The following is a 13499-nucleotide window of genomic DNA, read 5'->3' on the forward strand; positions in this document are numbered from 1 at the left end:
CTTTTATTCATTTTACCGTTGTTTAACGAAACTTGAATTGCTCTTTTTAGTTAAAAGAGGCTCATATTCTTTTTTAAAATCGGGTTTTACACCAAGAAAACTAGCTGTGCGACGAACAATATTAGCAAGCATTGGTCCAGCATTCATCCCCGCTGTTGCTGAACGCTGTCCTTCTTCAGGCTTTGGTTCATCAATAATTGTTAAAACAACGTAAACAGGATCATCAATAGGAAAAGCAGCAAGAAAACTATTGAAATTTTTTGTTTTAGAATATTTTCCATTTTCAACTTTTTCAGCTGTTCCTGTCTTACCACCAACCCGATAACCTTCCACTTTTGCATTACGTCCAGAACCAATATCACTATTTAATTTATAAAGGTAACGCATATTTTGACTTGTTTTAGCCTGCAAAACCCGTTTTGCATGGTGCAAAGTTTGTTCTTTTGTACGTTTTAAAAATGTCGGAGCAATTAACCGACCACCATTCATTAAAGCAGCAGCCCCGACAGCTGTTTGCAAGGGTGTTGTTGCCATACCATGCCCAAAAGAAATCGTCATAGAATGGATATCCTTCCAATGATGTGGCACAATAGGATGGGCAACTTCAGGCAACTCTGTTGTGAGACGATCCAGTAACCCAAGTTTTTGCAAAAAACCACGATGTTTATCAATCCCTATCGCCAATGCCTCTTTAGCAGAACCAATATTGGAAGAATAAATAAAAACCTCCCATAACGTTAAGGGACGATTTTTTCCGTGAAAATCATGAATAGTATACCCACTACTTGCTTTTATTGGCTTTGAAGCATCAATAATACTGTTTAAATGAAAAATATCGGAATCAAGAGCCATGGCGGTCGTAAAACTTTTAATGATTGATCCCATTTCAAAAGCTCCTGCCGTTATCCTATTGAGACGATCACTTTTTAAAGCTTCAATAGGATTTCCAGGATCAAAATCTGGTAGTGATGCCAAAGCCAAAACTTCCCCTGTATGTATATTTAAAATAACAGCTCCTGCAGCAATTGCCCTATAACGTTTCATAGCCTGAATAAGTTCATCATGAACAATTGCCTGAACACGCACATCAATCGAAAGCTGAACTTGTTTTAATGATTCTTCCATGGCAAGACCAGCGGCACGCAAAGCACTCAACCCCGCATCATCAATATATTTTTCCATACCTGCAATGCCCTGATTATCAACATTCACCATACCGAGAATATGGGAAGTTACAGGTCCATCAGGATAAAAACGACGAATTTCAGTCCGAAAACCAATTCCTGGTATACCAAGAGCCATAATTTGCGTCTTCTGCATTGGTGTTAACCCACGCTGTATCCAAGAAAAACCAGATTTTCTTTTTAAACGCTTATAGGTTTCCTGCCAATTAAGATCAGGCAAAACTGTTGAGAGCAATTCAATTGTTTCATCCACATCAATAATACGTCGTGGCTCAGCAAAAAGTGAATACGTTTTAATATCTGTTGCCAATAAACGACCATTACGATCAACAATATCAGGCCGTGCCATCAATTGAAGAACTCCTGGCCCCTTTGCTTCTTCAATCTGTCCACCTTCCAACCCATAAGAAATAAGGCAAGCCCCCATGATGCCATATAAAATTAAAAAGCAGAACAACGAAAAAAGCAAACGTGGACGACTAGAATAGGGACGACGAACAGAAACATTATGATTATTCAACGAATTCTTTAAGCGCTTTTTCTTCTGTGAGAATAAAAAAGTCGATTTCATTACTGCGCGCCTTTTTGGACAACACCATTTATCTGAGAAGCCCGATTATTTGTCAAAATATCCTGATTATCTTCCAAGATATTTTGTTTAATCACTTCTTCAATTTGATCATGTATCCGTACCGGAATATCTTTAAACGCCACGATTTGACGCGGCTGTATAACCTCTAACTCAAGTTCTTTTTGATAACGTTTTGCAAGTTTTTGCATGCGTGAAGGCCTTATCATCACAGCCCACTCAGCACGAAGCAAACTTACCGTATTTTTTGCTGCAGCAATTTCATGCTCAAGATGACGAACTTCGTTCATTCGTTTTTGAACATCATATTTTACTTTATAAGTAAGACCTGCCATACAAATCATAATCATCACTAAGATCATATCAAATGTACGAAAAACTGTCATTTCTTGCCGCCTTCAAAACTGGCAATCTCTGCTAAACCAAATAATTTCATATCTGCTGCAAGAGCCTCTGCTTCAGTTCGTACACCAATACGCAACCGCGCAGAACGTGAACGAGGATTTTGCTGTAACTCCTCTTCACTTGCAGTTATCCCCCCCTTAAACAAAGGGAAAAATGTTGCTGGAGCCGTTTTTATTTCAGGAAGATAGCGTGATCTCATACACTCTCCTGAACGAAAAGAAAAAAATCTTTTGACCATACGATCTTCAAGAGAATGAAAACTGACAACACCCAAACGACCACCCGGTTTCAAAATGCGTTCAGCAGCAAATAAGCCACGTGCAAGTTCACCAATTTCATCATTAACATAAATGCGAAGAGCCTGAAATACACGTGTTGCAGGATGAATGCGATCTCCCGACTTACGTCCTATCAACGCTTCGATAGCATACGCCAAATCACCTGTACGCAAAAAAGGCTGAACAACACGACGCTTTTCAATCATCCGTGCAATTCGCCCCGCATAACGCTCTTCTCCTAATATCTTAAAGATACGTGCCAAATCCCTTGCTTTTAAGTGATTTACAACATCGCCAGCAGTAAAACCAGTCTGAGCCATTCGCATATCTAATGGACCATCTTTTTGAAAAGAAAATCCCCTTTCAGCTTCATCAAGCTGCATTGAAGAGACACCAATATCCAAAATAACAGCGTCTACCTTCTCTTCAACAACGCGATCCAACTGTGAAAATTCCATTTGCACCAAACGAAGTCGTGGAAAAAATTCTTCAACAAGCGATTGTCCCGCACTAATAGCATGAGGATCACGATCAAGAGCGATCACCTCCGCCCCTGCCTTTAACAAAGCGCACGTGTAACCACCAGCACCAAAGGTGCCATCAATCACTTTTGCTCCAACCAATGGCATAAGCCCAGCCAAAACTGGCTGCAACAACACTGGAATATGGCGTTCAGCTCTTTGATCCTGCTTTATCAAAATAATCCGTCTTGAAGTTATGCTGTCTCAAATCAACAGCTCTCTCATAGCAACTGATTTTAGAGTAACCTAGCCTTCAACTTTCATATTAATCACAATGAACGAAAAAACTAAAGTTATCCCAAGACAGATCCTAACGCATTATACTTAAAGAAATGTTATAATTTTTTAAAATACTCTTTTCTCAAGTGTCCATTTCAAACACATAGACTCCATAAAAGATCATATAATCGATCTTATAAAATATCGCGTATCATCATGAAATATCAGTCGGCCTATAAGCCGGGTTCTGTAGAGTAAAGCTTACACTTTACATGGCAACCATTCATCTGGGACGGATGTTACCATCCGCCTCGTGCAACCTACCCGAATGACTCGCCCGGAAATCGGCTGCAAATTAAATTTTGCACGTCATTTCTATTTGGTCTTGCTCCCGGTGGGGTTTACCTTGCCACATTCATTACTGAATGCGCGGTGGGCTCTTACTCCACCCTTTCACCCTTACCTATAAAAATAGGCGGTTTACTTTCTGTGGCACTTTCCCTAGGGTCACCCCCGCCGGGTGTTACCCGGCACCGTCTTTCCATGGAGCCCGGACTTTCCTCACCTGCCGCATTTTAGCATTAGACAAGCGCGGCTGCCCAGCCGACTGACGCATTAATTTATAAAACATTTTCAGCTCCGTGAAAATAGGATCTTAAAATATTTTACAACAAACCTGTCTAAAAAGATGTTTTTATTTTAATGAAGCCAGATAAGTTTTCACTTTTGCGCAATATTTCGCCGAAATGGAATTCATTTTTTTTGCAGCATGACCTGCGTTATATTTAAGGATTGTACCACACGTACTTCCACCACTGAGTTTATACGCCCGTGCCAAATAACGCATACCATATTCAAGGTTGGTCGCAGGATCGTACAAATCCTGTACAGAACCACTAAAGCCCAACCCTCGTGCCGTAGAGGGTTTAATTTGCATCAAACCTATTTCGCCAGCAGCCCCCTTTATACCTGCCTTATAATTACTTTCAACTTTTACAACAGCATGTGCTAAATTAACGGGAACATTATATTTATTCGCAAGTTTCTGAATAAGAAACTCATAAGGACGATCAGAAATCTTAGAAGCAACAATTACTGAAGCTTCTCCTGATTCCGCAACATTTAAGACACTATGAGTCCAACTTATATCAATTACAAAAAATACAGCACACGCTGTACTTAACAAGATTTTCAAAAATTGCATTTTCTTTCTCTTCACTCAAACATTCTCAAATTCTAGCTGCAAATAATTTGCAAATGTATTGTACAAAAAAAGAAAGCAAAAGAACGGCTTGAAAAAGGAAAGAGTAAGACAATTTCAAGATAAAATTCTGCAACAAAAGAAAATCTCTTTATGCACAAATTATAGATTTCTCTATATCATAAAATAAAAAAAATAAAGAGAATATAATTAATCTTATAGCGTATTAAATAAAATGATATAACCTACAAATTTCTGCTATCACTATTGTATCACTCAATTTTTATATTAAAAAAATAGCATCTTTTTACCGAAGATCCTCAATATCAAAAAAGTTTCACAAAAAATATAAACCGTTATCAACGCTTCTCTCTGGTTAATAAACACCCACAGCACTCTTTATGTCCGATAAAACCTCAACAAATCACAAAACAAATCCCTACCCCCATCATTGCGCAATAAAAAATTCATAAATATACTAAAACCATCATACTCTTTACCAATTCAAAATATTGCAACAGGCTTTTAGCTCTCAAGATTCCTCAAATAAGCTTTTTACTTCTTTTTTTTAAGAGCCTCTATTCACACAAGCCTCTCACTTGTAGTGCACAAGAAGCTGATTTTGATTTTTTCACCATGAATAAATTTAAAACGAGAGAATTTTACAATTCCTAAGATTCTCACTCAATATGAAAATGACAAATTCTCATTATAAAACAATATGCTAAAAAAGTTATATCCGTCTTTGTCCCTACAACAAAGCTTAACAATTACTTTTGTCTGTTTTTTGAAAATGTTAGAAAACTCAATACCCCCAAAGCCTTTTTAAATAAAAATAGACTTCTCATCTTCATTCAAATATTTTTTTCTTTGCCACAGACTATCATCTTATCAGCCTTGCACCCCATTTTCAGAAATCATACAAGTGAATAAATATCCTAAAATCCGTAGAACAAAGGAAGCCTAAATCCTTTAAATTTTTTTTATTTGCCCATATCAAATAAAAAACAACTGGCATATAAAATGCGATTAACGTGTTTTATTATAGTCAATACTGCTTTTGTCATTGTAGCGATTGATAATGCAATTAACTTGACCAACACCCTTGATAGACTTTCTATCACTCCTGTAATGATTGCACCATTATCCCTATACTTCGATTGCTTACCTTTTGAGTAAGATAAATTTTGCTAACTATCTTACAAATTGATTATCTCCTCGCACTTTTCAAAAATTCACAAAAAGCTCTTTCTCCTCAAAATAAAACCCAAAAGCGCGATTAAAAAAACAGCTAAAAATAAGCATTAGCAATGGAAGGACGAGAAATCGCTTTTGAAAGAGCCATAGCAACAGTTTCACCAGATTTGTGAGCCTGCTCACGACTCTGACCACTTTTAAAAGCAAGCGCAATTACATCACGACGCAGCTGCGCAATAAACAACTCTTGCTGTTGAGGACTCATCTTAGAAAGATGCTTGATAATATCTGGAAAAGATACAGACAATCTCTCTAACAACTCCTCCTCTGTTACATCAAGCTTCTGAGAAGAAAAAGAAGAGCGGCCGGAAAAAAACTGATAAACAGCACCGCTTCGAGAAGCAAAAAAGACAGCGCCAAAAATAAAAAACATAAATAAAATAAAAACAATACGACGCGAAAAAGATTCCATTATCTCTTACCTAAAGATCACAGAACACAAACATAGATTCCTTTTATGATTCCCCTTATAACATTCAACAATGTCTCAATAAAGAAAAATCAAATTATTGAAAATGAATACGCTAACACTATCCGCCCAATAAGAACCGCCCCTCTATGTTTTAGGTAGTATAGGCGAAACAACAACAGATCTTACACTTCCCCCTAATAACACGCTACAACACCCCCAAAAACAATTACAAAAAGCCTGACTGAGGAAATCCTCAGTCAGGCCAGACAATCTAGGGGATCCACGCGGGGGGGGGGGGAGGAGGTTCCCCGATCGTCCTCTCACATCAACCACTAAGATAGCCGATGCAATATTCTTGCTATGGAATAAAATTCTTTAAACAACAAGAAATTCTTATCATCTTCTACGCAAAAAAACATAAAAGAGTTATAAATTGTTTAAAAATGTTTAAATTTAGGCAAAAAAAGTTTAAAATGACCCAATTTGAAGCAATTTTATTTCAAGAAGCATCAATTAGAATCTACGATCATTATAACTTTTAAATATTTTCTTTCATAACTCTGATGATCATAATTAAAAAAACCGTAATTTCTACGTATCCACCCTATAAAAATCAAACCATGTAAAAGTAGAATCACTTTTCCAACAGCAATCACCACAAAAATAAAAATGTAGATTTTTAAAATCTTATCCATCTTCATAAAAAATTCTGTAAATGATCATTAAAATATCGTCGCATCTCTCATGTAACAATCAATGAAGAATTTAAACAGCTTAATTTTATGAAAAAATGAGAACTCTGAAGGTATTTGTTTCGAATCACGTCCTATAATCATTCCAAATAACGATAAACTATTTTACAATAACCAACAGGCTCTAACGCATTTTAACATAACAAACCAAGATCAATGCAGACAGTTTCTCTTAATCTCTATCATTTAAATGATCCCGTAAAATAATACACACAGTAGTTTCTATGCTCAAAAATTGTTATAGTCTGTTCTTCTACCGTAAATAATGCATTGATTTACAATCATAACTCATCATTTTACAACTTACATGAGAGATCTCAAGAACGTAAGATTCCCTTATTTTAAATCTTCGTCTATTGAATCAATGAATAGCCATACTATGGCACATCACAAACAAGAAAAAGCATATGGATAAAAAACATAAAACGATGATGCCCTATCAATTTTACGCTATACTAACGGGCTGCGTCATAAAATGAGCAGTAAGCATAAAAAGAAAAAATCACTTTTGGCAAGAAAAATGGACTTATTTAATAACCTTTTTAATAACCTTCATACTTCTCATGATAAAGAGATACGAAACTTTAGTGTAATATCACGCTTTTCTTTTCTACTTTCAGCCACGGACTATCCATAGATTATCGTCAATCTTATTTTTATGAATATAATAAAAAACACATAGACGAACGCCATATATGAAGCTTGTAAGAAGAAATAAACGTAAAGTCAGATACGCTATTATAACCATTGTTGTACAAAATGTTTTTAAAATTCAGAATATCACTCCAATCCATTACTAATTTATGAGTAATTTTATGGCGTCATCTACCAAGCTTTTACGTTTGCTATTACTTGTAAATCAACACCTGCTCCTAACATGGCAATATGCTTGAGATAAAGACTAGAGCAAATGAGAACCATGTAAACAGTCCCAGCTTTTATATGCCCAATTAGAGTAAAAATATTTACGTCTGTTTGAGTAATCTTAAAAAAGCCATCATTTATTTTGAACGAAACATAAAAGCCCAAAGATAAAAACCTATTGCCATCTTTACCATCCCTTTCATTTGCCTTTACGACTTTCAAACACGCTCATAACGCTGTGTTTTAAATAATGAAAATCATGCATTGTCTTACCCTTTTACCCCTTCGTCTTTTTAGAGCATCTTTTTGCACCCCTCACTAAAAATTCCAAGGTACTTCTTATCTAAGCACCTGTTTTAAAGAGACATCGTAAGATCTATTGGGTACCACCATTTTTGACATTTATGAAGGTATGAGCCATCACTATATTGTATTGTGCGCTGTTACATCATATCGCCGCCGCTCTCATATTTAGAAATATGTATTTCCTTTTACAAACGGTATTATTTAGATAAATATCTTCTCTTGTAACAAACAAACAGACTCTTTTGGATTCTGAAACAGGAAATTTGAAATGAAAAAATATTCCTATATTCGAGCCTCTCATTGAAGTCTAAAAAATCAATATATTGGCTAATAAAACAAATATGATATCAAGACACCTTAAATAACGATCCTCATAGGCTTATCTCTATAGAAGGTGCTTTCATTACACAGTACACAGCCACCAAGCCCCTGTAAAACACCAATACTCTCATATAAAAACATAATACACATGTAAAAAACAATAGATTATCAATGATTGAATAAAGGTTTATCTCTACGCTATTCCTTAAGAAAAATCAGAGAATAAAGCAGGTCAACAAATGCGATTTATGCAAAATCGACTTGTTTATCTTTGATATCGTCAACTAATAAACGCGGATCACGAGCAAGCCAAAGCGTAACCATACCCTTCTCACTGTTTTCATTTTGTATAGGAGTAAGACAAACCGTTTGTTCTAGAACAAGTCCCGTATTTTTAAGCCATTGTTCTATTTGTAAAGCCGAAAATCCAAAACGTATATGTGCTTGATCAGAATATGAAGACTCAATTTCATGATAACCAAAATCCACAATCAATAAACGTCCATGAGGACGCAAAACACTTGATATCTCATGAAGAAACATTTCAGGATTTTCAAGAAAATGTAAAACCCAATGAAGAATAACTAAATCAAAAGTTGTATCTCCAACAGACAAGTGAAAAACATTGCTATCAAGCACAACTTCAACCGCATGCGTATAAAGATTAGAAAACAATTTTAAGACAGAGTCTCCACCTATTCCAATATTCAGCATCGTTTGAAATGGCTTATCGCCAATGATTTCAAGTAAAGCGTTTTCCACACCATGATCTGCCATATAGGATGACCGTAATACATCCCATTGCAACGTATTTTGTAAAAAATGCTTCTTCCTCGTTTTTTGACGCTGCTTTTTAACATCCTTCAAACGTTCTAAATCATGCGCTAACAACATATCATGCTTTGGCAAAGCCGAAAGAACACCCATCACAATGTCTTTACCCAAAAAATCATGACAAAGCTTAAAATAAAGGCTATCTCCCTTCTGATAACGCTCAATCAATCGTGCTTCGTACAACAAACGTAAATATCGTGATATACACGCTTGCGACTGATCAAGAATAAAAATAAAATCAGAAATTGTTAAATCTTCATGACGCAAGAGCGTAAGAACACGTAAATGGTTTATTTCTGCGACCGCTTTTAGCAGCACAATCATTGCATCTAAACTTGCACTTTTTTTCATAATTATCCCTTAAACATTCCTATAAACATTTGTTTACAGAAAAAAAAGTCAAGCATAAAACGCATATTCTCATCTATTTTGTTCTCTCTATTTTATTATACTATGAAAAAAATAGGCTACTGTAAAAAACGAACAGATTATCCCCCTGCTTCTCGTTATAATGATAATGCATTGATTTATAATAACAATTCATCATTTTCAACTTGAATAAAACATCGGAGTACCGTAAATTTTTCTCATTTCAAACCTATTCATGATAAATCAATCCAAATTATTCTCTTACAGCTCATAAACAGAGGAGACATATGGATAAAAATACCTTTTATGGTCATCTCAAAACAAGAACTGCACACTATTGAGAGAAAATAAATAACATGATGGTGCCAGCTTGCATTTTTATTAAGTAAAAATGATAATGCTCAATGACTAGAGCATTTGTAGAAATAGCGCTATACTCTTCATCCCCTCCTTTTCATTACAATACAATTTTACAAGCAATAGTCGGTTATATATCATAAGTAGAATAACCCTATCTAGGTCGTAATTTCATAAAGTATCTCTTACTATTTTCAATGAATAAAAACTTCCACAGAGTACACTCACACTTTATTTATGAAATAACAAATGCAATAAAATACACCATTTTTTCAAAAACGTTGAGATAAGATAAAAAATTCTAGCGTGTAAGAGGTTTATAATTTGCATGCTTAGGATTAAGAGATTCCGCCCCAAGACGACGAACTTTATCAGCCTCATATTCAGCAAAATTACCTTCAAACCATTCTACATGACCATCACCTTCAAAGGCTAAAATATGTGTTGCCAATCGATCAAGAAACATACGGTCATGCGATATGATAACTGCACAACCAGCGAAATTTTCCAATGCATCTTCCAATGCACCCAATGTTTCAGTATCAAGATCATTTGTCGGTTCATCAAGAAGAAGCACATTCCCCCCCTCTTTTAGAAGTTTTGCCAAATGTACGCGATTGCGCTGCCCTCCTGATAAATTTGCCACCTTCTGCTGTTGATCTGCCCCCTTGAAATTAAAAGCCCCGCAATAAGCGCGACTATTCATCTCATATTTGCCTAATTTAATAATGTCATTTCCACCAGAAATTTCCTCCCAAACAGTTTTATTCCCCACCAAGGAATCGCGACTCTGATCCACATAACTCATGTGAACTGTTTCACCGATACGTATTTGACCTGAATCGGGCTGTTCCTGTCCCGTCAACATTTTAAACAAGGTCGACTTTCCCATACCATTGGCCCCAATAACGCCGACAATACCACCAGCAGGAAGTTTAAAAGAAAGAGAATCAATCAATACACGCTCACCATAAGCTTTAGAGAGATTATCAACTTCAATAACAACCTGTCCTAATCTTTCTCCAATAGGGATAATAATTTGTGCCTCTCCAGGACGACGCTCACGTGCTGCTTGAACCAACTCATCATAAGCCTTAATCCGAGCTTTTGACTTTGCTTGTCGCCCTTTTGGACTAGAAGCGATCCATTCTTGCTCACGTGATAAAGCACGTTGACGCGCTGCCTCTTCACGTCCTTCTTGAGCCAAACGCTTGGCTTTAGCCCCCAAATAAGCAGAATAGTTTCCCTCATAAGGAATACCTCTCCCGCGATCTAACTCTAAAATCCAACCCGTTACATTGTCGAGAAAATAACGATCATGGGTTATCAAAAGCACAGCCCCAGGATATTCACGTAGATGCCTTTCAAGCCAAGCCGTCGTTTCAGCATCTAAATGGTTTGTCGGTTCATCCAAAAGTAACAAATCAGGTTTTGACAAAAGCAATTTACAAAGTGCAACACGCCGCTTCTCACCACCCGAAAGTTTTGTTACATCCCCATCGGCTGGCGGACAACCAAGAGCAGCCATAGCCATTTCCACTTGACTTTCTAAATCCCAAAGATTCTGACTATCAATAATGTCCTGAAGCCGTGCACTTTCATCAGCCGTTTCCTCGCTATAATTCATCATCAATTCGTTATAACGCTCAAGAATTTCTTGTTTATCTGCAACACCTTCCATCACATTGCCACGCACATCTTTGCTCGCATCAAGCAAAGGTTCTTGTGGTAGATAGCCACAGCGTGCTCCTTCAGAAATCCATGCTTCTCCCGTATATTCCTTATCTAGCCCAGCCATAATACGTAAAATAGTTGACTTCCCTGCACCATTCGGCCCTAAAATACCGATCTTCGCATCTGGATAAAAAGACAAATGAATATTTTCTAGAACTTTTTTATTGCCGTAAGACTTGTTAAGCCCAGCCATATGATAGATAAATTGACGTGCCATAAATTTCTCTTTATATTGTGCGATATTAAAGATTAGGATTTTGAAAAAAACTGCTTTTGCTTTTTGAAACTGTACAGTAAATAGCACTTACATCGTATCAAAAGCTTTTCACTTTATATTGGTACATTTTTTCTAATCTCACAAGCCCCAGTATGGTCCTGAATGCAAAAAAACATCCCCCAAAAAAGCAAAAAGCAAATCTTTTTAGCTGTACCTGAAACCTGTTATCAAACATTGCCTCTCTTTTCCATACCAGATATAACGTTGTATTTTTATCGTATTAAACCAACTTATCAATGTAATATGGTACCAAAAAGAAAAGCAATTCTCTATGCGCCTTCTTTTTTTGCTTTATGGGCTTTATATTACGCAGTAAAAAATCCTTCCCTTTTTTCATCGATTTTTTGCTACGGGAAACAATGGTCTTCCCCCCTTGCCTTGATATGGCTTAAATTACGTTTACAAAATGATCGCCGCCTTATGGGATCTGACGTCCCAAGCCCAATGATCATGAAAGCTTTGCATCAACACGTAGCAACAAATGACTACAGTGCACTTCCCATTGGTACGTGGTTACAATTCGTAAAAAACTATAAAACCAATTGTAAAAACTTATCCATCCCCCTCTTTTGGCTTGATAATTATAAAAATAATATCAATATTCAGCAAATCATTTCAAAACTTCAAGACGAAATATAGCTTTTTAAAAATACGATAAAAGATCATCTCATATAGGAATATATTTATGGAAAAAAAAGCCTTAATCGTCATTGATGTTCAAAATGACTTCTTACTAGGTGGAGCACTTGCCGTACCACAAGGTGATGCTATTTTACCCGCCATCAATAATCTCATAAATCATTTTGACCACGTTATCTTAACCCAAGACTGGCACCCAAAAAACCATTGCAGCTTTGCTTCCTGCTATCCTGAAAAAAAGCCCTATGATACCATCATTCTTGACTATGGTCCTCAAATACTCTGGCCTGATCATTGCATACGAGGAACACAAGGAGCAGAATTTCATCCATCTCTTAGAGTGGAAAAGGCACAACTTATCCTTAGAAAAGGCTATAATCAAAAAATGGATAGCTATTCTGCTTTTCTTGAAAATGATCAAAAAACACCAACAGGTTTACAAGTTTATCTCAAAGAACATGGTTTTACCAAGCTCATTATGTGTGGCTTAGCAACTGATTTTTGTGTCGGATTTTCTGCTCTTCACGCTATACAATGCGGTTTTAAAGTCAGTGTTTCATTAAATGCCTGTGCTGGTATTGATGTAAATGGATCACTAAACACTATGCTTAAAACTATGAACGAAGCTGGTATAGAGCTTTTAATGGTCTCTTAAAATATTCTTCTCTAATCTACTACTATAATATACTGATTTATAAAGGATAAATTATTTTTCACATATTTAAGTGAGAGTCTAGAATATCGTAAATTCTCTCATTTCAAACCTGTTTCAAAACCATTCTCCTACACGTTACAAAGAGAATCAATGTATGAATAAAAATCATTCAAAAAAACAGTAAAAACACTTCTTATGAACCATTAGATGCAAGAGCTTGTCATAATATTGAAAGCTAGTAAAAAGTATAGCATCAGCTTTCTGTCTTAAATTTAGGTCAAAAAGCACCTTAGAGATTGTACACTATTCCCTTCATGAGTAGTAT

At 36.2% G+C, this 13499-nt stretch carries 10 protein-coding genes and 1 other RNA gene; 2 read left to right on the forward strand and 9 right to left on the reverse strand.

Annotated features, from left to right (window positions below; all coding sequences use genetic code 11):
* Positions 1-12: 12 nt before the first annotated feature.
* From ACFIKQ_RS06715 to ettA, 9 genes are all read right to left on the reverse strand, one after another.
* A complete protein-coding gene (locus ACFIKQ_RS06715; protein WP_375656171.1) occupies positions 13-1755 on the reverse strand; it encodes a peptidoglycan D,D-transpeptidase FtsI family protein in 1743 nt (580 codons plus the stop codon).
* Positions 1755-2159: a hypothetical protein gene (locus ACFIKQ_RS06720; RefSeq protein WP_015856648.1), complete on the reverse strand. Its 405-nt coding sequence runs from the start codon at positions 2157-2159 to the stop codon at positions 1755-1757. The genes ACFIKQ_RS06715 and ACFIKQ_RS06720 overlap by 1 nt, the downstream gene beginning before the upstream one ends.
* Complete coding sequence (gene rsmH, locus ACFIKQ_RS06725; protein WP_375656172.1) at positions 2156-3154, reverse strand: 16S rRNA (cytosine(1402)-N(4))-methyltransferase RsmH; 999 nt, start codon at positions 3152-3154, stop codon at positions 2156-2158. Before rsmH ends, ACFIKQ_RS06720 begins: the two co-directional genes overlap by 4 nt.
* Positions 3155-3416: 262 nt before the next feature.
* Positions 3417-3807: RNase P RNA component class A (gene rnpB / locus ACFIKQ_RS06730), an RNA gene on the reverse strand.
* 83 nt (positions 3808-3890) lie between these two features.
* Positions 3891-4400 (reverse strand): lytic transglycosylase domain-containing protein, encoded by a 510-nt coding sequence (locus ACFIKQ_RS06735; RefSeq protein WP_375636154.1) that lies wholly within the window; start codon positions 4398-4400, stop codon positions 3891-3893.
* Between the two features lie 1288 nt (positions 4401-5688).
* Positions 5689-6066, reverse strand: coding sequence for a hypothetical protein (locus tag ACFIKQ_RS06740; protein ID WP_375656173.1), 378 nt, complete (start codon positions 6064-6066; stop codon positions 5689-5691).
* A 1577-nt stretch (positions 6067-7643) separates the two neighbouring features.
* Positions 7644-7904 carry a hypothetical protein gene (locus tag ACFIKQ_RS06745; protein WP_375640432.1) on the reverse strand — a complete coding sequence of 87 codons (261 nt, stop codon included), beginning with the start codon at positions 7902-7904 and terminating at the stop codon, positions 7644-7646.
* Positions 7905-8555: 651 nt separating this feature from the next.
* The gene (locus ACFIKQ_RS06750; RefSeq protein ID WP_375636152.1) at positions 8556-9494 is read right to left on the reverse strand and encodes an ArsR/SmtB family transcription factor; all 939 of its coding nucleotides are present in this window, start codon (positions 9492-9494) and stop codon (positions 8556-8558) included.
* Positions 9495-10170: 676 nt separating this feature from the next.
* On the reverse strand, positions 10171-11820 hold the full coding sequence (ettA, locus tag ACFIKQ_RS06755; RefSeq protein WP_375636151.1) for an energy-dependent translational throttle protein EttA: 1650 nt from the start codon (positions 11818-11820) through the stop codon (positions 10171-10173).
* Between the two features lie 162 nt (positions 11821-11982).
* Between ettA and ACFIKQ_RS06760 the strand changes: the two genes are divergently transcribed.
* Both ACFIKQ_RS06760 and pncA read left to right on the forward strand, forming a co-directional pair.
* Positions 11983-12519, forward strand: a complete 537-nt coding sequence (locus ACFIKQ_RS06760) for a hypothetical protein (RefSeq protein ID WP_375636150.1) — start codon at positions 11983-11985, stop codon at positions 12517-12519.
* Positions 12520-12565: 46 nt separating this feature from the next.
* Entirely contained in the window at positions 12566-13174 is a 609-nt protein-coding gene (gene pncA / locus ACFIKQ_RS06765; RefSeq protein ID WP_375636149.1) for a bifunctional nicotinamidase/pyrazinamidase, read from the forward strand.
* The last annotated feature ends 325 nt before the right edge of the window (positions 13175-13499 follow it).

This window comes from Bartonella sp. MR63HLJHH, from assembly GCF_042194155.1.
Lineage (GTDB): Bacteria > Pseudomonadota > Alphaproteobacteria > Rhizobiales > Rhizobiaceae > Bartonella > Bartonella grahamii.